The following is a 23,735-nucleotide window of genomic DNA, read 5'->3' on the forward strand; positions in this document are numbered from 1 at the left end:
TTATATAAACTCTAGAATTATGATCAAAAGAGTTGTCGCAGGCATTGCGCTAAGCAGCATTTTATTGTTCACAGGCTGTAACAAGAAAAAAGAAGAAAAAGAAGAAGCCGCAGTTTATCCTGTAACCACACCCATAGTGATGGATACGGTGATTGACAAAGAATATGTGGCTCAGGTGAGATCTGTAAAGAACATTGAAGTTCGTGCACAGGAAAAAGGTTTTCTTGAGAAAATCTTTGTAGATGAAGGTCAGTTTGTTCATCAGGGACAAACTTTATTCAGAATTATGCCGAAATTATATCAGGCAGAATTACTGAAAGCCCAGGCTGAAGTGGCCCAGGCTACAATTGAATTGAAAAATGCAAGTACATTGGCAAGCAATAATATTGTTTCCAAAAACGAAAGGGCAATGGCTAAGGCTAAATTGGATGCAGCCAATGCAGAAGCAAAATTAGCACAGATTCACCTGTCATTTACCGACATTAAAGCGCCGTTTTCAGGAATTATAGACAGAATTCCTTTGAAGTTGGGAAGTCTGGTGGATGAAGGGGATCTTTTGACTTCACTTTCCGATAACAATGATATCTATACGTACTTCAACGTTTCCGAACCGGAATATCTTAACTACCAGCGAAATGTAGCTTCCAGAGGGAGCAATTCGGTAGATCTTGTAATGGCAAACGGAGATGTTTTTCCTCAGAAAGGACAGGTTCAGACCATTGAAGGAGAATTCGACAGTGAAACGGGAAATATTGCCTTCAGAGCAAAATTCCCCAATCCGGATAAACTTCTTAGAAACGGAGAAACTGGAAAAGTAAGAATGACTTTACCATTAAAAAATGCTTTGATTATTCCTCAGAAAGCAACCTACGAAATTCAGGATCAGAAATATGTTTTCGTGGTGGATAAAAACGGGGTGGCAAAGTCTAAAAATATTAAGATCGCTTATGAGCTGCCCGATGTTTATGTAGTGGCTTCAGGACTTTCAACCGGGGATAAAATCTTATTGGAAGGCGTTCAGAAAGTAAAAGACGATCAGAAGGTTCAGACAAAAATTCAGGATCCGAAAAAAGTTCTTCAATCATTAAAATTAAAAGCAGAGTAGGACTCTCAATGAAGTAAGTAATTATGTTTAAGAAATTTATTCGCAGACCTGTTCTGTCTATCGTAATCTCTTTGATTATCGTGTTTATGGGAGTTTTGTCCCTTGTGAAGTTACCGGTTACCCAGTTTCCTTCGATTTCTCCGCCAAAAGTAAATATTACAGCGGATTATCCGGGAGCTAACAACGAATTGCTCATCAAATCTGTTGTAATTCCTTTGGAGAGAGGATTAAATGGTGTACCGGGTATGAAATATATGACTTCCGACGCCGGAAACGACGGGGAAGCATCCATTCAGGTGGTTTTTGATTTAGGTACCGACCCGAATGTAGCTGCGGTAAACGTACAGAACCGTGTTTCTTCAGTAGTAAACAAGCTTCCGCCTCTTGTAGTGCGTGAAGGGGTAAAAATTACAAGGGAAGAACCGAATATGTTGATGTACATTAACCTGTATAGTGATGACCCTAAAGCTGATCAGAAATTTCTTTTCAACTATGCAGACATCAATGTAATGTCTGAATTAAGAAGGGTAAGCGGTGTAGGTTTCGCAGATATTCTCGGTACCAGAGAATATGCAATGCGTATCTGGCTGAAACCGGACAGGTTAACAGCGTACAGCATCTCTGCAGACGAAGTGATGGAGTCGCTCAATCAGCAGAGTTTGGAAGCCTCTCCGGGGAAAACCGGGGAAAGTTCCGGGAAAAGATCGCAGTCATTTGAATATATTCTAAAATATCCGGGTCGTTTTAATAATGAAAAGGATTACGGGAATATCATTCTTAAAGCAAAACCGGACGGAGAATTTATCAGACTAAAAGATGTTGCCGATATTGAATTCGGTTCTTCGATGTATGATATTTACTCTACATTAAATGGTAAACCATCTGCGGCGATTACGGTAAAACAATCCTACGGTTCCAATGCAAGTGATGTTATCAAGAATGTAAAATCTTTGATGGAAGAATTGCAGAAAACCACTTTCCCGAAAGGAATGCATTATGACATCAGTTATGACGTATCAAAATTCCTTGATGCATCTATTGAAAAAGTAGTTCACACGCTTTTTGAAGCCTTTATTTTAGTAGCAATTGTAGTATTCTTATTTTTAGGAGACTGGCGCTCTACGTTGATTCCTGCTTTGGCAGTTCCGGTTTCGTTGGTGGGTACTTTCGCAATCATGTCTGCTTTCGGAATTACATTGAATATGATCTCCTTATTTGCTCTTGTAATGGCGATCGGGGTTGTGGTAGATGACGCGATTGTGGTTATTGAAGCGGTTCACGCCAAGATGGAGGAGAAGCATTTATCTCCGCTAAAAGCAACAGAAGAAGCCATGCACGAAATCAGCGGGGCAATTATCGCGATTACTCTGGTAATGGCATCTGTATTCATTCCGATTGCGTTCATGTCTGGTCCGGTAGGGGTATTTTACCGTCAGTTTTCCATCACGATGGCTTCTGCAATCATTCTTTCAGGAGTTGTAGCTTTAACATTAACTCCGGCTTTGTGTGCGTTAATCTTAAAGAATAACCACGGAAAAGCAAAAAGAAGAACGCCGATCACTATTTTCCTTGATAAATTCAACGGATTATTTAATAAAGGAGCAGGGAAATATGAAAAAATGCTGAACAAAACGGTGAAGAAAAAAACAATCACTTTACCATTATTATTAGCATTTTGTGCTTGTACATTCTTTTTAAGCAATTCATTGCCTTCCGGATTTATTCCGGCAGAAGATCAGGGGATGATCTATGCAATTATCCAGACGCCTCCGGGTTCCACGTTGGAAAGAACCAATCAGATTGCCAAAGAATTATTGAGAGAGTCTGAAGATATTGATGGCGTACAGTCTGTTTCTTCACTGGCGGGTTACGAAATCCTTACAGAAGGTACAGGCTCAAATTCAGGGACATGTCTGATCAACCTTAAAAGTTGGGAAGACCGGAAAGAATCTGCTGCCGAAATTATAGAAAAGCTTGAAGAAAAAGCGAAAAATATTCCGGGGGCAAATATAGAATTCTTCCAGCCGCCATCCATTCCGGGCTATGGTGCAGCAGGTGGTTTCGAACTCCGTCTGCTTGATAAAGCGGGAAGCGGGGATTATCAGAAAATGGAGCAGGTAAGTAACGACTTTGTAAGAGAACTCAAAAAACGTCCTGAACTGGGGTCAGCATTTACGTTCTATTCTGCAAGTTTCCCCCAGTATATGTTGAGAGTGGATAATGACCTTGCCGAGCAAAAGGGAGTAACAATTGAAAATGCAATGGATAATTTATCAACATTGATTGGTTCCAATTATGAGACAAGTTTCATCCGTTTCGACAGGCCTTATAAAGTAATCGTTCAGGCAGGTCCTCAATATCGTGCGTTGCCAAGTGATTTACTAAAGCTTTATGTTAAAAATGATAAAGAACAGATGGTTCCGTATTCAGATTTTATGCATCTGGAAAAAGTGTACGGTCTTTCGGAGATCACCAGACATAATATGTATAATTCTGCCGAGGTGAGTGGTACTCCGGCTCCGGGTTACAGTTCAGGGCAGGCTATTGCGGCGATCAAAGAGGTGGCGGATAAGACCCTTCCAAGAGGTTTCGGAATCGACTGGGCAGGTATTTCCAAAGACGAAGTAAGCCGTGGTAATGAAGCTGTTTTCATCTTTCTGGTGTGTTTAGGATTTGTTTATTTAATACTTTCTGCACAGTATGAAAGTTTCATTCTTCCGTTACCGGTAATTTTATCATTGCCGACGGGGATTTTCGGAGCTTTCCTATGTCTTAAATTATTAGGGTTGGAAAACAATATTTACGCTCAGGTTGCCATGGTCATGCTGATTGGTCTTCTCGGTAAAAATGCCGTGTTGATCGTAGAATTTGCCGTCCAGAAAAAGGCGGAAGAAGGAATTCCGGTTGCCCAGGCTGCGATTGAAGGAGCTGCGATCCGTTTCCGTCCGATTTTGATGACATCATTTGCATTCATTGCAGGTTTAATTCCATTGGTAATGGCGACCGGACCGGGCGCAATTGGTAACCGGACCATCGGTACAGCAGCAGCAGGAGGTATGTTAATCGGAACTATTTTCGGATTAATGATTATCCCGGGATTGTATTACATCTTCGGAACAATCGCTGAAAAGTCTAAGCTGGCGAAATATGAAGAAGAGAATCCTTTAACTGAACAAACAGAACCTTATCAACACGATAATAAACATGAAGATTTATAATAATTATAATAAATATATAGCAGCCATTGCCTTATCGCTTGTTTTAGCAAGCTGTAAGGCGCCGGTGGCGACCGTTATAAAGGATGAGGTGAAAGAAAATGTACCTCAGAGCTTTAATCAGGAAGATCAGGGTGATGCCAATAATAATAGCGGAACTACACCTTGGAGACAATTTTTTACCGATCCTAATTTAGTGGCTTTAATCGAAACCGCTTTAAAAAATAATCAGGAGCTGATGATCACTTTGCAGGAGATTGAAATCGCAAAAAGTGGAGTTTTAGCTAAAAAAGGAAGGTTAACACCAACTGTTTCTGCAGGTGGCGGAGCGGGAGTAAGTAAAGTCGGACGTTACACTAGCGAAGGAGCCGGTGATGCCTCCACAGACATTGAACCTGGAAGAGAAGTTCCGGACATACTTGGAAATTTTGAAGGCGGCTTAATGGCAAATTGGGAGGTCGATATCTGGAAAAAACTTAGGACAGAGAAAGAAGCGGCAGTTGCACATTATTTGTCAACCGTGGAAGGAAAAAATTTCGTGCTGTCAAATTTAATTGAAGAAGTTGCAGACAACTATTATGAATTACTGGCTTTGGATAATCAGCTTGATATTATTCAGCAGTACACGAAGTTACAGCAAAAGGCGCTGGAAATTTCAAAAATTCAGAAAGAAGCCGCTGCAGCCACTGAACTCGCGGTGAAAAAATTTGAATCTGAACTGGCGAAATCTAAAGCAACAGAATATACTATCCGGCAGCAGATTACTGAAAAAGAAAATGAGATCAATGCGCTTTGTGGTCGGTACCCGCAAACTATCGTACGCTCAAAAGGCGATTTTATGTCTATGATTCCGCAAACGGTTTATACAGGGATTCCTTCTCAGCTCCTGGCAAACCGCCCCGACATTAAGCAGGCAGAGCTGGAACTGAAAGCAGCAAAGCTTGACGTTGAAGCGGCAAGAAAAGAATTTTATCCTACTTTGGAAATTTCAGCAACGCTGGGATTGGAGGCGTTTAAGCCATCTTATCTGGTGAAATTGCCGGAATCTGTGGCGGCAAGTCTTGCTGGTGAACTGGCAGGTCCGCTTATTAATAAAAGCGCGATCAAAGCTAATTTTCAGACCGCTGATGCACGACAGATCCAGTCACTGTATGAATATGATAAAGCCATTCTGAATGCGTATCTGGATGTTGCCAATCTGATGTCGAAAGTGAAAAATATAGATCAGTATTATAAACTGAAGTCTGATGAAACCAAGGCTTTGGAACAATCAATAGATATAGCGAATCAGCTGTTCAGGAACTCAAGGGCAGATTATCTGGAAGTTCTTCTCAATCAGAGAGACGCCCTGGATGCAAAAATGGAGCTGGTGGAAGCTAAACAAAAACAGCTGAGTACAGTTGTGGATATTTATAAGAGCTTAGGCGGAGGCTGGAAGTAATTATAAATCCTTAATGTTTTAAAAAGAAAAGAGACTGCCCGAAAGGGACCAGTCTCTTTTCGATTAAAACTGAAAACTTCAATAAAAAGATTCTAAGAACCTTTTTTGCTAATTTATCTGCACTATGAAGCAGCTAAATTATCCGGTTAGTTTTTTATAAAAAAGGTATTAGTTTTTTAAAATTAAATTAAAAACCAGCCTCCCAAACAAAGTAATTTCCCTGAAGGGAGGTGGTAAGATTATTGAATCATCATGTTTTCCGGTTATTGATTTTCACCCTTGAGTGTAGGCATGGTTTTTAGTTTGTGAGTTTTTATGGTTAGGATATTTCTTTTATTTCTTCTGTTGTTCTTGGTTCAAAAGTATCAGGTTGAATCCGGATATAAAAATAGTTGTTGTCTTTATTCGTAAATTATGACGTATTTATTCAATCGTTTAATGTATTTAATATATTGATTTTCAGTTTTTATATTTGTAAAGTAGAAATAATTCTATAAAATATATTAATTCAAACTTGTTTGAGAAAAACCGCTCATTTTTTGTAATTTTGACCGCTATCTGTAATGAACAATACTAAGGTGACCGGAAAACTACTTCTTTTATTTTGTGCCGTCTGTTTTCAATTCTGCTTCTCGCAGGTGAACAGTCAGTATGATGAACTGAGAAAGAAGTATGAAAACTTTGAAGAAAATGATAGTAAAGCTTTCCCTTACATTCGTCCATACATCATAAAGGCAAAAAAGGAAAAAAACTATGAAAAATTAGTTCAGGGATATAAGGACGGGATATTCTTCTCTTTTCTTGATGAAGAAAAGCTGAAATATGCAGACAGCATGGTTTGGGCGGCAAACCTTTCCCATGATAAAGACCTTCTGATTATTGCTCATATTGACAAAGGAGTTATTTACTACTACAATTACAAAAAATTCCAGCTTGCTCTTAATGAATATCTGGAAGCTTACGAATATTCGAAAAGCACAAAAAATGCATTCCTGAAATACCAGAACCTTTATCATATCGGTGTAGTTAAGAGTTATTTGGGATATTATGATGAAGCAGCTGATCTTTTCAGGGCATGTCTTGCATTTTACAGGGGGAAATTAAAAACCGACCTTCATCCGAATGAAATTTACAATTACAAAAAAGGATATCTCAACAGCCTTCACCAGCTGATTATCTGCTACCGACATCTGGGAAAATACAATGAGATGGATGCGGCTATAGAAAAAGGACTTTCCGAAGCTGGCGACAATCGCGATTTCGCTCAGGAAAAAGGATATTTCCTTCTTTCAAAAGGTATTTCTGAGTATAACGAAAGGCAATATGAAAAAGCGTTGTCAGATCTTAACCGATCTCTTCCTGCTATCCGTAACAGCAGAGATTTTGCAAGACTTTCCGTCAATTATTTTTTTATAGGTAAAACTTATCTCGGGATGAATGATGCTAAAAAATCCGTTGTTTATTTCAAAAAGATTGATTCAATTTTTAATAAACATCAGTTTATTCTCCCCGAACTCAGAGAAAATTATGAGCTTCTTATCAACTACAGCAAGAAAAACAAAGACCAGACACAGCAGCTCTATTATACGGGCCAATTGCTGAAAGCAGACAGCATCATGTCCAGAGACTTCAGCTATTTATCTCCGAAGATTCATAAAGATTATGACACCAAAACATTACTGGAAGAGAAAAACAAGCTGCAGAAAATGAATTATCTGGTAACCGTTATTATTATCCTGCTGATTATATGGGCAATAGGTCTTATTATGCTCTTCACAAAAAAACAGAAGAAAGCAAAAGAAATTAAGCAGAAGTATATTCTGCTCGAAGAAAAGTTTGTAAAAGAGCAGACTGAAGTTCAGGTTCCGCATAATTCTATAGAAGAAAAAAGACCAAACCTTCATGAAAGTAAGGTGGGAGAACTGCTACGTAAACTGCAGACCTTTGAAAACAAGAAAGGCTTTACCCAGAAAGGACTTACCATCAGCAAACTGGCTTCACAACTGGGAACCAATTCCAGCTATCTCTCTCAGGTCATCAATGAGCATAAGGGTGGAAATTTTAATAAATATCTCAGCCAGCTCCGGATCAATTACATTACCACTATCTTATTCGAAGACAAAAAGTATTTAAAATACAATATTGAAACTCTCGCCAGAGAGTGCGGAATTGCTTCCCGGCAAAACTTCTCTGATCTTTTTTATGAAATCAACGGAATACGCCCTACGGATTTTATTAAAAAGAGGATGCAGGAGATTGAGAGTAATGGCAACTAATAAAGCATCCTAAAAAAGCTTAATAATAAGCAAGTCTGTACATATTAGAATCAATTATTTATGTGTAATTATATATTCCAGAATATTATTTTCTTAATCATTATTCTCCTATATATATACTTTATATTGGATTTTAGATTTAAGAAAGAAAATTTTAATTTTAAAAATTATTTAAAGAAAAGAAGAAAGCAATCCACCTTATCAATGTTTATGGATATAAATGGTTGGCAAGCGGCGATCGCTTCTTTAATATTTACTATAATATATTTTTTTATCAAACGTGGAGTCTTAACTGATATTTTAAGCATTTTTAAAATTACTGTATGTTAATCAGTTTATATGTTAAAAAACAAAACCACTGCATTTTTTGCAGTGGTTTTTCATTACATTAAAGCCAATCGGACAAAAACAAAAATAATCTATATTTGTAATTCCCGTAAAACTTCACAAAAATTAAAACCCACCAAATCCACCATGAAAAAACTCATCTTCATCCTCATAAGCCTTCTCATTCTCCTGATCATTATTGTTGTAATTAAGACGTTCACTTATCCTTTTAAAAAAGTGAATACCAATACTGCTTCAGGGTGGAAAATGATAAAAGACGATTCCGCTATTCAAAGGCTGTCGGGCGGCTTGAAAATCCCGACAGTTTCCTCGGGTGAACTGGGAGAATTTAATTATTCAACATTTGATACGATTAAAGAATATCTCAAAACTTCTTATCCGCTTGTTTATCAGAATACAGAATTTGTCGAGGTCAATACCTACGGCTTGGTATTCCGGTTAAAAGGCAGTAATCCTTCCCTTGATCCCATCTTATTTCTTTCCCACACCGATGTGGTTCCTTCCGGAGATGCTGAGGTGAAAGATAAAAGTGAAAACGTTTTCAGTCCGGATGACAGGCCTTTGCCTGCCGTATCAGAAGTTTCGGAAGAATGGGATTTCGGACCGTTTTCCGGGGCTGTAGCGAATGGCAGAATTTACGGAAGAGGCTCCATCGATATGAAAGGAATGCTGTTCTCCCTGTTGGAATCCATGAATAACCTAATAAAAACAAAACATATTCCTCAACGCGACATCTACTTGGCCTTTGGATTTGATGAAGAAGTGGGCGGACAACAAGGCGCCGTAAAAATTGCAGAATATTTTAAGACTAAAAATATACAGTTTGATGCCGTCTACGATGAAGGCGGTTTAATTCTTGAAAAGGGAAGTGTTGCGGGAATCGATTCAGATGTTGCAGTGATTGGATGTGCCGAAAAAGGGTTTCTTTCCGTTAAAATAAAAGTAAAAGGTCTTGGCGGACATTCCTCTATGCCTCCTTCAGAAAGTGCTATCGGAAAAGCAGCGGTCATCATGCAGCGCCTGGAGAACGATCAGGTGAAACCTGTTATGACACCGCTTATCAATCAGTTTTTTACCAATGTTGGCGGATCAATGCCTTTTGTGAATAGAATGGCTATCGCTAATCAGTGGCTCTTAAAACCTGTACTGCTTTCACAGCTCACAAAAAATAATTCTACCAACGCGCTAGTTCGTACAACGACTGCTTTAACCATGATGAAAGGAAGCGACGCTCCCAATGTCCTTTCACCCGAAGTAGAATTTGTGGTGAATTTCAGACTTCTTCCCGGCAACTCTGTAAATGATGTGAAAAAGCACATTGCAGATGCCACCAAAGGATTTGATGTGGAAATCGAAGAAATCGACACGGTAAAAGAGGCTTCCGCCGTTTCTCCTTCAAACACGAAAGCTTTCAAATTAATTGAAGCGGCCATTAAAGAAATTCATCCGACGGCAATAGCAACCCCTTATCTCACGGTGGGCGCAACGGATGCTTACAAATACCAGATCGTAAGCAAAAACATATACCGCTTCATGCCGATAAAAATAAACAATGCCGAAAAGCAGTCCATCCACAGTACCAACGAATATCTCAGCGTAGAAAACTATATGAAAATGATCCACTATTTTGAATACATCATGAGAAATTATGATAAATAAATAATAAGCAATGAGTAATAAACAATAAGTATTAGCGATTGTCATCCTGAACGCGAAGCAGTCGAAGGATCTCAATATAAACTTGATGCTTTCAGAATCACAAAGAACGTATAAATTACTTATGAACTGTATCTTTCTGAATCAAATGCCTTAGTGGATAAATTTGCGCAGCTTTCTAATGAAAAACGGGCGCTCTTAGCGTTAAAAATTAAATCAGTCCGAAAAAATTAAAACAAAAAAATAACACGTCAAGTTTTGTCGCTTTACCCTATTAGCTTTGTCATATCAAAATAACAACGCTATGGAACTGCCATTATATTTAAGCTTTAACGAATTTGAAAACCGGTATTACGACAATCTTGAAAAATGGTTTGAAGAATCTTGCAATACCTCCGAAACCTATTATCTGAAAGCTCTTGCAGAACTGTACAGCCCTTATTTATATTACAATTTTGCCAATGACAGGCTGCAGGCTGATGCTTCCATTCAGATTAAGGAATGCTCTTTTCCATATTATGATAAAATAGGACTTTCTTTCTGTACCGGCTGCGAAAATGCAACGCCTAAAAGTACAAAGAGCATGAATTATATTTTCGAGTGGAAAACGATCAGCATGATGGAATATGCACAACATATTTTAGATAAAATCAACAGGCACATTCTGGCCAATAAAGATAAAGCAGATAAAAATATACTGAACCATATCAACGATCATGACATCATTACTTCCGGAAATGGAGCCGGATATTATGTAAACTACAGTCAGCATCAGTCTACACTGCCATTTTTGAGAGCTTACCTTCCTGTTTATGGTCAGACAGTGAACATAGCAATTTACAGAGATTTTGTTTTCTCAATAGTTCAGATTGCAGAATTTATCGATAAAAAATTAAAAGAAGTGTATGCTTTTGAAAATACAATTTACGCAAAACTGAAATCTGATGCTAAATTCAGGGTACAGATGAGCCATCATTTTCTTACCATTTGTAATTAAACTAATACCAAACATTCATATAGCTAGATTATAGTTTGAGAAGAGGTTGAGACTTTTCAAACACACCGCCTGATCTATTTTGGATCAGGCGGTTTTTATAGTTTTTTTTAATTCCCAATAACAATCCAGTCTTTGCCATCGCTTTGGATCTGGTAACGCTGACCTGAAGATATAGTATTAATCGTAACATTTGAAACATCATCGTAGATCACGGCTCCTCCGCTTACCGTTATTGTTTTCGCAGCAATTCCGTTGCTTCCGATCAATATATATATTCTGCCTTTGCAGGTATTCGGATTTGGCAGATTTATAGACGAAACCTGGTTAAAGATTCTTACTGTATAATTATTATCAGTTATGTTGTAAACGCCTGTGGCAGTTCCGGTAGCATCATATTTCATAGACAGAGAACCCTCGGCCTGGATATTTGAATGCGGGGCATTGGTTCCCACTCCAATTCTTCCAGTACCCGTAACAACAACATCTTTCGTATTGGTATCATCTCCATCATAAAAAAAAGCATACCGGTTGGATGCTGTTCCTATATTAGGCTGGTAAAATCCGTAATAATTCGTATATCCTGAAAGACTGCTGTGAATACCGGAATAAAACCCATAATAATTAGTAATCGTTCCGTTGATTTGTCCTGTGAATTCATTGGAAAATCCCATCATCTCAGTGGTGTTGGAGCCTGCCCTGAAATCATAGGTATTGGTAAATCCCTTAAAACTGCTTATTGCTGTTACTTCTCCGCGATATTCATTCAAGGTTCCTACAACATTGGGATAATTGGCTGTCTGAACATTCCATAATCTGTTTCGTAGAGCCCTGAAAGTACTTGAGACCGTAGAGCCGTTTCTAAGATAAAGCAGATTTTCAATTCCGAAAACATTGGCGGCTGAAGTTCCGCTTTGAACATCAAGCGTATTATTTGCAGAAACAATAGAACCGGTATATGATGTAGAAGGATTCAGACTGATACTGACGTTGGTAAACGAGTTTCCCGCAACTTCACTTCCAATCCTCATTCTTGTAATATTGTTTGTTCGTATGGCTAGACTTTTATTATCAATATTTCCTAAAAAATCATTAGCCTCAGAAGTCCCTGTATTACCTGTAGTATTCCAGACCGTATTGCTTTCAAGCCTTTTCCATATGCTCCCGTTAAAATAATAAAATCCCTCCGAATATACAGATGTATCTGTATTCCAAACTAAAAGAGATTTTTGCGGGTTAGCTACAGGATTGGTGGATAGATTGATCCTTGGTATCAGCAGACCTTTACTGGATGCCTGAATATCCAAAACGGAAGAAGGATCGGGATTTGTAGTTCCTATACCTACCTGAGAATAAAACATGAAACTTTTTAGACTTAATAAAAGAATAATTTTTTTCATATGCATTTTTTATCAAAGAAAAGAAATCATCTTTAATTGTGCAATTTAATTTTTGAAATTTAGTTATCAGATAGTTAGCGTATAAAAAAATACTGTAAAGTGGATACGTCCCACGAGCTCGATATTTTAAGAATGAAATTTAGGTAACTGCTGTATCCCTAAAATAAAAAAAAACGCTGATTAAAAATCAACGTTTTTTGCAGAGAGGAAGGGATTCGAACCCTCGATACAGTTACCCGTATACTACCTTTCCAGGGTAGCTCCTTCAACCACTCGGACACCTCTCTATTTGAGATTGCAAAAATAAGGGAATTTATTGAATATCCAAATTATTATTGCAATTAGTGCGAAATTTCTCCACAAAGGCTTTTTGAAAAGTTATCTTTAAAGCTGCCTGCGTAATTGGGATTGTCTATAAGGTGCATTGCTTTAGTAATGGCACTTTCAGCAGTCATATCTCTTCCGCTGATGGCGCCGATTTTTGAAAAGATATTGCTGTTTTCATATTTCCCGAATGAGATTCCTCCTGAAATACATTGGCTTACCACCACGATTTCCGTTCCGTTGTCGCGGATCTGCTGTAAAGTTTCTACCGTTTTATCACTGCTGAAAATGGTTCCTGAGCCAAAAACCTGAAGGATCAGTACTTTCATTTTCGGGATTTCTTTAAAATGGTTGAGGTTCATACCCGGAAAAATTCTCCAGAAAATAATATCTTCCGAAATATGATCGTCTACATGGAATTCAATTCCGGGATCGCATCGGTGAAGATTTTCTTTAATGATATTAAGATGTACCCCCGATTGACCTAAAATAGGGTAGTTCGGGCTCGAGTATGCATCAAAGTACTCCGCAGAATATTTTAGCGTTCGGTTTCCGCGAAGCAATTTGTATTCAAAATAAATGGCCACTTCCTGGATGACTGCCTCATCATTTTCATATAAACTTGCATAGTAAAGACTGGTTAAAAGATTTTCCTTTGCGTCTGTCCGCAGATCACCGATCGGGAGTTGGGAGCCTGTGAGAATGACTGGTTTCTTCAATCCTTTCAGCATAAAGCTCAGTGCTGAAGCCGTGTAGGACATCGTATCCGTTCCGTGAAGAACCAAAAATCCGTCATATTTACCGTAATTTTTATGAATATAATGGGCGATGATTTTCCATTCCTCCGGACCCATATCAGACGAATCCAATGGTTTTGAGAAGGGGTGAACGAAAACCTCACATTCCATCAGCGTCATTTCCGGCATTTTTTCGAAAATATTTCCAAAATCAAATGCACGGAGGCTTCCGGTTTCATAATCTTTCTCCATACCGATGGTTCCGCCGGTATAGATCAAAAGGACTTTTCGTTTCATAAATGATTTTTATTAGATTTTTATTTCCCCTTCAGGAGGATTCCTCAAAATTACGTTAATTTGCAAAGATTTGAAAATGAATGGAAGATTTAGCACAAACTTTTGAATATTTAAAGCAGTTTTTGACGGAAGAAAGACTTTCCAAAATTGAACATTTTTCATTAGAAAGTTCGGATTTTGTATTGCCTGTTGTAGAAGACATTTACCAGTTCCGTAATGCAGCGGCAATTGTAAGATCGGTAGAGGCCTGCGGTTTTCATAAAGTAGTGGCCCTGCAGGAAGAATACAGTTTTGAACCGAATCTCCGCGTTACAAAAGGTGCAGATACCTGGGTTGAGGTTGAAAAACTTCCCCGGAATATGGAATCTTTCCAGAAAATCAAAGAAAGAGGATATAAAATACTCGCTGTTTCTTTAGAGAATAATGCAACCATGCTTCCCGATTATCAAATCACTGAACCTGTAGCTCTTGTTTTCGGAACCGAAATGGAAGGGGTTTCACAGGAGATTCTTGATTTTGCCGATGAAACACTCGCCATCCCGATGTACGGATTTACAAGAAGTTTTAATGTTTCTGTAGCTGCTTCAATCTGCATGTATGAACTGAAACAAAAATTAATTAAATCAGATATTAATTACAAGCTGAATGAAGAAAAACTCTTAAAAATGAAAATCCGCTGGGCAGTGAATTCTATCCGAAGCGGACAGCAGATTTTTGAGAAATATCTAACGGACAATCAGCTTTCTGAAGTTTTTAAATAAATTTTTCTTATTCTCTAAAAACTCTTTGATGCTCTCTTTCGCCTTTTTAAGATGATTCAAAGAGATATACTGAAATTTCTCACTTGAATTACTGATGAAACTATGGCCGGCTTTGATTTCTTGGCAGGTTAGATGTTTTTTTTGAATTTTTTCGGGTTTTCTTCGGATCACCTTCGGGTCGGCTTCTGAAAAATAGTACTTTTTCCGAAGAGTTCCCGAACAACATCCGAAGGATTGTCGAAAATATCTGATTATCTCTTAAGAATTTCATAATTTTTTCATTATTCTGTTTTATTAAATAGCTTTATGGAAGATTATTTTTTTTAAATTGAGTCAAATAAAATATTTGCTGATACTAAACTCATTTTCTTTGCCCCGTTACACATCTTCTAATTTCACACCGGATTTTGGGGAATATTTCTAGTCTGGGAATAAAATTTGTCATCATTGAATTACACGACACCTTTTGTCGCATGTCCACAATATCTTTGCTCAATAATTCAAAAATTATAATGATAAATTAATTACTATGATAATATTCACATAAAATTTACACTGTATATCTTTTTAAGGAGAAATAAAAATAATATTTTTGCAGCGATTTAAAATTAATAATCAACAACTCGAAATAAACATTAAGAATGAATAAAATCTACTCAGGAGCCTTATTCCTGTGCTCCGTTCTGGGCGTATCTGCCCAGGAAGTAGTCTGGCAGAAAGACATCAAATCTTCCACACAGGATTTTCTTTCCCAGGTTACCACAACCATTGACCAGCAATATTTGATAACAGGAAGCTCCATCCACCCTTCGACAGGCTCAGGGTCCGCTCTTTCAAGAGGTTCAGGGACTGTCCCTCGACAGGCTCAGGGTACACAAAACAACGGCTACGATTTCCATCTGATCAAACTCAACCAACAGGGAGAAGAGGTTTGGGAAAAATATTTCTCCGGACAAAACCACGATTTCTTATCGGCTACCGTGAATACCCAGGACGGCGGATTCCTTATTTCAGGAACTTCGTTTAGCAGTAAGGGGTTAGATAAAAAAGATGATTCCAAAGGAGGCTCGGACATCTGGCTGATCCGGATCAATGAATTCGGGGATGAGCTGTGGCAGAAAACCATTGGCAGTAATTCCGATGAAGAAGCCAGAGCGGTGATCCAGACGACCGATATGGGATTCTTTGTGGCGGGAAATGTGATGAGCGGTTCTCTTCCCTTGAATGATCCCGGAACAGCAGATCAGCGTTCCCTGAGGCTCTCAAAGGGAACGGGGGCAATTGGTTATGGATCCAAAGATGTTCTGATTGTACAATTGGATAAAAACGGGAAGGAATTATCACAACTGGTGTTGGGCGGAAAAGGTTTAGATGAAGTAGAAAAGATGATTCCTACGAAAGACGGCGGAGCTTTGCTCGGAGTGTATTCCAGAAGCAATATCGGAGGTTCAAAGAAGACCGAGAACTATGGAGAGGGAGATTTTTGGATAATTAAAATTTCGAAGGATAATAAAGTAGAATGGGAAAAGAATTTCGGAGGGAAAGGTGATGACCATTTAAGAACATTGGCTTTGACCTCGACAGGATACCTGGTTGGCGGTGAATCAAGATCGGAACGATCCGGAAATAAAACCGTGGGCATTGAAGAAGGAACTGACCTGTGGCTGATTTCTTTAAACGAAAGAGGGGAAGAGATGTGGCAGAAATCCTACAATTTCAGGAACCGGGATGTTCTGATGGGAATGAGCGTACTGCATGCTTCAGATGATAAATCGTCAAAAGGAATTCTTTTAGGAGGTTATACCCAGGCAGAAGGAAGGATAGAAGCTGATGATGAAACGTTCTGGATGCTGTATCTGAATGAAAAAGGCGAAGAACAATGGAGAAAACATGTGAAGGGTGAATCCAGGAAAAGAGAGGAGCGACTTTCTGATATTAAGCTCAACAGGGACGGATCCATAATTCTAGCCGGCACCAGCGCAGAGGAATTGGGGAAAGAGAACTGGAAGATCGTGAAGCTGGGAGACAAGCAGATTGACCAACTGATTGAAAAGCAGGATATTAAGATCTACCCGAATCCGGTAACAGATTATGCGTATATAGAAATTGGATTCGACTTCAGGGAAGCGGATATTGTACTGTACGACATGGGCGGAAGACAATTGCAGAGTCTAAAAACAAAAAATAAGGTAACCAAGATCAATACGCAGAACCTGATTCAGGGAGCGTATCTGGTTACCGTGAAAACGAATGATAACAAAACAGCGAGTGCTAAACTGATTAAGAAATAAATATAATGAAAAATTTAAAATATATAATACTATTCGCAATGAATTTCTGCGGAAGTTTATTATTTTCCCAGGGAACGGATGGAAGTTTTTTTTCAGCACCCTCTGCTGCATCTATACCGAGTTTCATCAATGCACCAGTATCATTATCTACAGGAATACCGGATATTAATATCCCTTTCTTTTCTTTGTCCACTCACAACTCGTCATTGGGAATAAATACCGGTATTTCTTATCATCCCAATAATGCCCAGAAAAGCAGCAAGGCTTCAGATGTAGGCTTGGGATGGTCCCTATATGGTGTTAGCTGTCTTATATACAGGGAAGTAAATGCTGCAAACGGAATCCCTACCGATGGATATTATTACGCGTTTATGGGACATAACGGTAAATTTTTATTAAAAACAGATTCTTCCGGGGAGAAATATATTGTAATGCGCACTGAAACCCAAATCACCATTACCTATAACCCAACAGCCAACAGCTTTACGATTATAGATGAATCCGGTAACTCCTATTCATTTGACAGGCAGGATATAGCATATTCTAAGTATCTTAATAATACAACGCCGTATACTTCTACATACTATCTGTCTTCAATAAAAGATGTAAACCAAGTTACCTTAATGCAGTTTGAGTATTTGGAAGATATTTATAATGCGCCCGATTTTCCGTCGCCCCAGATTAAAAGCTTAAAATTAAAAAAAGTGATTTCACCCGACTTCGGAAGCATGGAATTCACATACATCCTTAATACCAGCCTGAGACAGAAATTATCAGACCCTTTTCAGCTGAAGACGGCAGAACTGAAAAATAAGGCTGGAAAAACAATTCAGAAGTATAGTTTACAATACAGTGAAAATAACTTTACTTTTAGCGATTCCAATACTTCATCCTGCGCTCCTGAAGATGTTCCATCGGGATATTACGATAAAAGAGTGTTGAATTCCATTCAAAGATATGGAACCTCTTCTGCATTTGAAAAAACGGAATTTGAATATAATAATGATTTTCTCGCCGGGAACTACTGGACCAGCTCAAGCTGCCACTGTCTGCCCTCGGAGTCAGATAATCCGAAATATCTGGCTTTGGGTCTTTTAAAAACTATAAAATACCCTACCGGCGGACAGGTACGGTATGAATTTGAACCCAATCAATATATTGAAAAGAAAACCAATACCTTTGACCCCTTTACTCTTGATTTTACCCCTAAGTATATTTTTCCGTACGATATTGTAGACCGTGATGCGCAAGTATTGGAAGAAGTAGGTACTTATAATTTTGATACTCATCACGCAACTACGGTTAATTTCAACTTAACGGCTAATCCTGATGATTCTGATGGAGCAAGCTATCTGATGTATTGTGTGAATAATCCTGTCTACTATACAGACAGCCCGACATGGGATCCCGGTTTGACTCCCTTTATCGATATAGAGCTGACCTCGGGAGTTGCAGGAAACGATGGAATTACCAAGTATATGCCCGGAACCAATACATTCAAAGTGCTAGGAACCGGAGGAGCAGGTACGGTTACCATTAAAAGAATACGATATAAATCTTTGCCAATTCCTAACTATACGACCGGAAGAGGGATACGGATAAAGAAAATTGAATTTATGGAAAACAATGTTCCTGTAAGTTCAGAAACACGCAATTATTCTTATCAGCAGTTTGCCAATACTTCCATAACCAGCGGCTTTTTTCTTAATTCTAATGACTCAGAACCTGTTGTGTATAAAAATGTAAAAGAAACAGTAGGAGAAAATAAAGGATACGTCCGTTATTATTTTAAAACCCTAGAAGATACTCCGGAGAATATAAATGCCGATGGCAATGTTTCTTCGCCATATACCCATTACAATGTTCTGAGAAATGGTCTTCTGACTAAAAAAGAAATTTTTGATGCAACTGGAAATACGGTAGCTAAAGAAGAATATGCATTTGAATTGTATCCTGTAGGAACTTTCTATCCATTGAGTGAAAGTGTAGGAAGTATCCAGGTGAAAAACTCCATAATCAAAAAACAAACCTCTACCTCCACTGCTTTTTTCGGCCAGGATGCCATTTCTACGGTAACGGAATCGGTAAGGGATGCACAGGATCTGAATGTGGCTAATAAAAAAACGATAACCCGTGAGGGAGAGGTGCTGGAAGAAAATTATACCTATACTAAAGCCGGTAATACCAGATTGTGGGGAGCCAAAATCAAGGACCGCCTGATTGTGGCCGAATCTAAAAAGAACGGAACTACTTTAGCTAAGACAGAAACTAAATATGACGACACCACTCATTTCTATCCGACCTCACAAATCACTTATCTACCGGATAATCTCAGCCAGTTTTTAACAACCACGGTATACGATATTTATGATGACAAAGGCAATCTGGTGCAATACAGATCCTTTCCCGACTCAGGATCGCAGGGATATCCTGTAACCATAATCTGGGGATACAATAAAACAGTACCCATTGCAAAGATAGAGGGAGCCCGGCTTTCGGATATTCCGGCATCGCTTATCACCACAATTGTAAATGCATCCAATGAAGATGCAGATGCCACAGCCGCTACAGAAGCTGCCAAAGAGGCCGCTTTACTGAACGCGTTCAATACTTTTATCAAAGATCCCGCTCTTTCCAATTTCATCGTGACGGCCTATACATATGATCCTCTAATAGGGATGACCACTACAGTAGTCTCCGGCGGAATAAAGGAAAATTATAAATACGATTCATTCGGAAGGCTGCAAAAAGTGGTAGATGCCAACGGAATTACGGTGAAGGAATACCAATACAACAATAAAAACTAGACGATGAAAAAGAACATCAGTATATATAACTTGCAATCGATAAAAAAGTATATTTCACTTCTTGCGCTGGCTTTGGCTTCAGTGTATCATGCGCAGGCGCTTCCTACTTCTACAGAAAACTACATTTACACAAAAGTTTACCTTTCTGAAGACGGAAGCAAAAAATCGGAGACCGTACAGTATTTTGACGGATTGGGCAGACCTAAACAGATGATACAGGTGAAAGCTACCCCACAGGGCCAGGACCTGGTAACTCCGATTGTTTATGATAATTTCGGAAGACAAAGCCAATCGGTACTTCCTGTTCCTGTGGCTACGGCAAACCTGGGTATTCAGAATATATCCGTTGCTTCTGCCAACAGCTATTACGGCGTAGCCAATGCTTATGCCGAGCAGAAGTTTGAAGCTTCGCCAATAGGAAGAGTGCTTGAAGCAGCAGCTCCGGGAACCGACTGGGCCATGGGCACGGGACACACGCAGAAAATGCAGTACGGCGTCAATAAAACCACGGACAAAGTAAAAAAATATACGATTACCAGCACCTGGCAAAATACCGTAACGGTATCTTCCCTGCCTGCAGTATCCTTTTACAGTGAGAAGGTACTCACCAAAACCTCGGGAACCGATGAAGACGGGCAGACCACCATTGAATTTAAAAATGAGCGGGGACAGACGGTGCTTGTGCGGAAAGTGCTGAATTCACAGACTAATGCAGACGCTTATTATATTTATAATGATTACGGGCATCTCATCTATGTCATTTCACCAAAAGCTGATGAGCAGATTTCATTAAATAACAACACCGTCACCCAGAAAATCCTGGATGATCTCTGCTACCAGTATGTTTATGATAACAGACACCGCATGGTGGAAAAGAAACTTCCGGGCAAGGGCAAAGATTATATGGTATATAATACTGCCGATAAACTCATTATGAGCCAGGATGCCAATATGAGGACTTCTTCGAGCTGGGCATTTACCAAATATGACAAATTTGGACGGGTGGCATATACCGGTATTTCAGTAACGTCACAGAGCAGGCAGTCCTTACAAGCCAATGTTAATGCCAACGCCAATCTTTACGAAATAAGAAAGGCAACAACATTTACGGTAAGTGGAATGCCGGTATACTATTCTAATGTAGCAGCTCCTGTAAATGTGGGAAAGATTTTATCCGTTAATTATTACGATACCACTCCTTCATACAGTTTCAACCCTTCTTTTCCATCAAGCATTTTAGGAGAGCCTACCCTTACCGAAACTCTTACTGCAGAAGGTTTAAGCACTAAAAACCTTCCGTTAGTGAGCCTGGTGAAAAATATTGAAGACGATAACTGGACGAAGAGCTATATCTACTACGATAAAAAAAGAAGAGCGATCGGAAGCTATTCCATCAATCATTTAGGCGGCCGTACCCAGACAGAATCTAAGCTGGACTTTGCGGGCGTCGTCCAGCAGAATATTACCCGCCACAGAAGGCTGAACACGGATACGGATAAGGTCATTACCGAAAACTTCACCTATGATTCCCAGAACAGGCTTTTGACCCATACCCACCAGGTAGACAATAATCCGGTAGAATATCTGTCACGGAACACCTATAACGAACTTTCGCAGCTCACCACCAAGAAAGTGGGCGGTACCGTTTTAGGAGGCGGTCTTCAGACTGTCGATTACACCTATAACATCCGCGGATGGGTAACCTCTATGAATAATCCTGCTAATTTAGGGACTGATCTTTTCGGGTATAAGATCAATTATAACCAGGTGGAAGGATTGGAAACCCCTGATGCGCTGGATTCATCCCTTAAAGTAAAGCCGAGGTACAACGGGAATATTGCCGAAGTATCCTGGAAGACCTTAACGGAAGAAAATGAGCCGCTGAAAAGATACGGCTATTCTTACGACCCCCTTAACAGGCTTACAGCCGGATTCTACCAGAAAGCAGGAAATGAAGCGGCTAAAGAATATTTTGAAAAACTGGAGTATGATATCAACGGAAATATCACAAGGCTGAAAAGATCCGAAGGGCTTGCTGCGGGCAGTACTACCGCCATGATGATCGATAACCTGAAATACGATTATACCGGAAACAGGCTTACAAAAGTAACCGAAGAACAGATCGGAAACAATAACGGATATCCTTATGTGGCAACCCCTAATACCATCCAATATGATAATGGTCTTGCTGCGGGCAGCGGGAATATGACCTCCCATTTGGATAAAGGAATTTCTTCCATTCAATATAATTATTTAAATTTACCTCAGAAAATTACCCAGAATGCCAAAGTAACGGATTATCTGTACAGAGCGGACGGGGTAAAGCTAAGGAAGCTCTTTGGAGATATAGAAACCAATTACCTGGACGGGTTCCAGTATAAAAGCACCAAGCCTTCGGAAACATCAGCGGGAGGAGGGCTTGTTGTTGAAGACCCTGATGAGATTGCTGAGATAAAGTTAAGGATGATGCCCACTTCCGAAGGATATTATGATTTCCTTTCGAACGAGTATATTTACAACTATACGGATCATTTAGGCAACGTAAGATTAAGCTACTCGGATTCAAACAAGGACGGGTCGATCCAGCCAAGGAGGTATTTTTACCAGCAGTGCAGCGGGCCCTGGGATCCTTTTAATCCGCCGATCTGTATCGATTCCTATAAGCCGGGTGAAATTGTAGAGGTTAATAATTACTATCCTTTCGGGTTATTGCATAATTATACGGGGACCACACAGAATGTGTACCAGTATAAGTATAACGGAAAAGAATTGCAGGAAACAGGAATGTATGATTACGGCGCAAGATTTTATATGCCTGAAATTGGAAGATGGGGTGTTGTAGATCCTTTGGCGGAAGTATCCAGAAGTTGGAATCCATATAACTACGGTTATAATAATCCGATTGTGTTTACTGATCCGGACGGAAGACTATCGCAATCTTTTCTGAACTCAATGCTGGCAGCACCATCAGGAACTACCTGGTACAATACCGGAGAAGGCTTTATAAGTGAGGGCAGAAATGCTATTGATTATGATGGTAATAGTATAGACTGGGGTACAGAGTATACCGATATGCTTATGCAAAGAGTTGGATTAGGACCATCGGGAGAAGGAGGCGGAATTGCCGGAACAATTACATTGCCAGAGCTTGTTCTTAATGGATATGGAAGAGCCAATTATTGGGGTGGTGCTATAAGCACTTATAATATTAACCATGGTATTCTTTTAAACGGAATTGCAGGAATGCAGTCTGCTTGGAATCGAGCAATGTTTGATTCCGATAGACAGCTTGGAATAGCTGAAATTGACAGAGGAGGTGTACGAATGATGGGTGGAGATATGTTTGGTTTTTCGGATCTTGCAGGTATTGGAATTGAAAGAATTTCTGAGGATCACCCATATGTTGGAATGGCTTTGGGGGTGATTGGAATTGTTGCGTTAAAGAAACCGGGGTTGGCTATTACTGAAACAAAGGTAGAAGTTAATATATTAAGACACTACACAACAGAGGCTGGCTATAAAGCTATAATGGAGTCTGGTGAATTATTCCCATCTATAGGGATAAAGAATGCAAGATATGGATCTGGGCAATATTTAACTGATTTAATGTCACATGAATTCACAAAAGGACAAGCATCTAGAAGATTATTTGGTGTACCTTGGAATGGCAAAAAAATGAGCCATTTTATTGAATTAGATGTTAGTGGCTTAAACGTAACAAAGAATGGACCACATAATTTTTTAATTCCGGGGACAGGAAATTTATCTTTGGAAGGGATTATTTTGAACCATGGTCAGTCAATCTTTAAACCGTAAATATATTTAATATAGAAATATGCAAGAAGTATTTATTAAAAAGTATTGGGAAGAAGAGGATATATGGTTTTATATTCATTTTCTAAATCAAAGAGCTATTCGACAGATTGAACTAAGTAATGGAAAAAGAATCTTTTTAACATTAGATTTGCCCAAAAAGGGAGAGTCAATGTTATATGATCAATCTATAGAAGATCTTGATCTAAACGATTCTGATTATATCTCAAAAGAAGAATTTGAAAAAGAATGGCAAGGATAATTAAAAAG

The 23,735-nt window shown here is 39.0% G+C and carries 13 protein-coding genes and 1 tRNA gene; 11 read left to right on the plus strand and 3 right to left on the minus strand.

Annotated features, from left to right (window positions below):
• The first annotated feature begins 19 nt into the window (after nt 1-19).
• The 6 genes from HHL20_RS17245 (at nt 20) to HHL20_RS17270 (ending at nt 11,038) form a co-directional block, all read left to right on the plus strand.
• Nucleotides 20-1,105: an efflux RND transporter periplasmic adaptor subunit gene (locus HHL20_RS17245; protein ID WP_185194834.1), complete on the plus strand. Its 1,086-nt coding sequence runs from the start codon at nt 20-22 to the stop codon at nt 1,103-1,105.
• Between the two features lie 23 nt (nt 1,106-1,128).
• Nucleotides 1,129-4,323: an efflux RND transporter permease subunit gene (locus HHL20_RS17250; RefSeq protein WP_169232409.1), complete on the plus strand. Its 3,195-nt coding sequence runs from the start codon at nt 1,129-1,131 to the stop codon at nt 4,321-4,323.
• Complete coding sequence (locus tag HHL20_RS17255) at nt 4,310-5,761, plus strand: TolC family protein (protein ID WP_169232410.1); 1,452 nt, start codon at nt 4,310-4,312, stop codon at nt 5,759-5,761. Before HHL20_RS17250 ends, HHL20_RS17255 begins: the two co-directional genes overlap by 14 nt.
• A gap of 563 nt (nt 5,762-6,324) precedes the next feature.
• On the plus strand, nt 6,325-8,037 hold the full coding sequence (locus tag HHL20_RS17260; protein WP_169232411.1) for a helix-turn-helix transcriptional regulator: 1,713 nt from the start codon (nt 6,325-6,327) through the stop codon (nt 8,035-8,037).
• A 474-nt stretch (nt 8,038-8,511) separates the two neighbouring features.
• Nucleotides 8,512-10,044: a M20/M25/M40 family metallo-hydrolase gene (locus HHL20_RS17265; protein WP_169232412.1), complete on the plus strand. Its 1,533-nt coding sequence runs from the start codon at nt 8,512-8,514 to the stop codon at nt 10,042-10,044.
• A 301-nt stretch (nt 10,045-10,345) separates the two neighbouring features.
• Nucleotides 10,346-11,038: a hypothetical protein gene (locus HHL20_RS17270; protein WP_169232413.1), complete on the plus strand. Its 693-nt coding sequence runs from the start codon at nt 10,346-10,348 to the stop codon at nt 11,036-11,038.
• Nucleotides 11,039-11,145: 107 nt separating this feature from the next.
• Here the strand turns inward: HHL20_RS17270 and HHL20_RS17275 are convergent, their stop codons facing one another.
• The 3 genes from HHL20_RS17275 to HHL20_RS17285 all read right to left on the minus strand — a co-directional run bounded on the left by HHL20_RS17275 (nt 11,146) and on the right by HHL20_RS17285 (nt 13,793).
• Entirely contained in the window at nt 11,146-12,435 is a 1,290-nt protein-coding gene (locus HHL20_RS17275; protein ID WP_169232414.1) for a hypothetical protein, read from the minus strand.
• 200 nt (nt 12,436-12,635) lie between these two features.
• A tRNA-Ser gene (locus HHL20_RS17280) sits at nt 12,636-12,722 on the minus strand.
• A 54-nt stretch (nt 12,723-12,776) separates the two neighbouring features.
• Nucleotides 12,777-13,793, minus strand: coding sequence for an asparaginase (locus HHL20_RS17285; RefSeq protein ID WP_169232415.1), 1,017 nt, complete (start codon nt 13,791-13,793; stop codon nt 12,777-12,779).
• A gap of 80 nt (nt 13,794-13,873) precedes the next feature.
• Between HHL20_RS17285 and HHL20_RS17290 the strand changes: the two genes are divergently transcribed.
• The 5 genes from HHL20_RS17290 (at nt 13,874) to HHL20_RS17310 (ending at nt 23,727) form a co-directional block, all read left to right on the plus strand.
• Entirely contained in the window at nt 13,874-14,554 is a 681-nt protein-coding gene (locus HHL20_RS17290; protein WP_169232416.1) for a TrmH family RNA methyltransferase, read from the plus strand.
• Nucleotides 14,555-15,195: 641 nt separating this feature from the next.
• Complete coding sequence (locus tag HHL20_RS17295; protein WP_169232417.1) at nt 15,196-16,845, plus strand: T9SS type A sorting domain-containing protein; 1,650 nt, start codon at nt 15,196-15,198, stop codon at nt 16,843-16,845.
• 5 nt (nt 16,846-16,850) lie between these two features.
• On the plus strand, nt 16,851-19,652 hold the full coding sequence (locus HHL20_RS17300) for a hypothetical protein (RefSeq protein WP_169232418.1): 2,802 nt from the start codon (nt 16,851-16,853) through the stop codon (nt 19,650-19,652).
• A gap of 3 nt (nt 19,653-19,655) precedes the next feature.
• A complete protein-coding gene (locus HHL20_RS17305) occupies nt 19,656-23,468 on the plus strand; it encodes a DUF6443 domain-containing protein (RefSeq protein WP_169232419.1) in 3,813 nt (1,270 codons plus the stop codon).
• A 19-nt stretch (nt 23,469-23,487) separates the two neighbouring features.
• On the plus strand, nt 23,488-23,727 hold the full coding sequence (locus HHL20_RS17310; protein WP_169232420.1) for a hypothetical protein: 240 nt from the start codon (nt 23,488-23,490) through the stop codon (nt 23,725-23,727).
• The last annotated feature ends 8 nt before the right edge of the window (nt 23,728-23,735 follow it).

The organism is Chryseobacterium cheonjiense (assembly GCF_012927265.1).
In the GTDB taxonomy this organism is placed as follows: Bacteria; Bacteroidota; Bacteroidia; order Flavobacteriales; family Weeksellaceae; genus Chryseobacterium; species Chryseobacterium cheonjiense.

Excerpts from the sequence above, each read along its gene's own strand:
- HHL20_RS17265 (WP_169232412.1), top strand. The coding sequence starts at position 8,512 with ATGAAAAAACTCATCTTCATCCTCATAAGCCTTCTCATTCTCCTGATC.
- HHL20_RS17260 (WP_169232411.1), top strand. The coding sequence starts at position 6,325 with ATGAACAATACTAAGGTGACCGGAAAACTACTTCTTTTATTTTGTGCC.
- HHL20_RS17290 (WP_169232416.1), top strand. The coding sequence starts at position 13,874 with ATGGAAGATTTAGCACAAACTTTTGAATATTTAAAGCAGTTTTTGACG.
- HHL20_RS17305 (WP_169232419.1), top strand. The coding sequence starts at position 19,656 with ATGAAAAAGAACATCAGTATATATAACTTGCAATCGATAAAAAAGTAT.
- HHL20_RS17300 (WP_169232418.1), top strand. The coding sequence starts at position 16,851 with ATGAAAAATTTAAAATATATAATACTATTCGCAATGAATTTCTGCGGA.
- HHL20_RS17270 (WP_169232413.1), top strand. The coding sequence starts at position 10,346 with ATGGAACTGCCATTATATTTAAGCTTTAACGAATTTGAAAACCGGTAT.
- HHL20_RS17310 (WP_169232420.1), top strand. The coding sequence starts at position 23,488 with ATGCAAGAAGTATTTATTAAAAAGTATTGGGAAGAAGAGGATATATGG.
- HHL20_RS17295 (WP_169232417.1), top strand. The coding sequence starts at position 15,196 with ATGAATAAAATCTACTCAGGAGCCTTATTCCTGTGCTCCGTTCTGGGC.
- HHL20_RS17245 (WP_185194834.1), top strand. The coding sequence starts at position 20 with ATGATCAAAAGAGTTGTCGCAGGCATTGCGCTAAGCAGCATTTTATTG.
- HHL20_RS17285 (WP_169232415.1), bottom strand. The coding sequence starts at position 13,793 with ATGAAACGAAAAGTCCTTTTGATCTATACCGGCGGAACCATCGGTATG.
- HHL20_RS17250 (WP_169232409.1), top strand. The coding sequence starts at position 1,129 with ATGTTTAAGAAATTTATTCGCAGACCTGTTCTGTCTATCGTAATCTCT.
- HHL20_RS17255 (WP_169232410.1), top strand. The coding sequence starts at position 4,310 with ATGAAGATTTATAATAATTATAATAAATATATAGCAGCCATTGCCTTA.
- HHL20_RS17275 (WP_169232414.1), bottom strand. The coding sequence starts at position 12,435 with ATGAAAAAAATTATTCTTTTATTAAGTCTAAAAAGTTTCATGTTTTAT.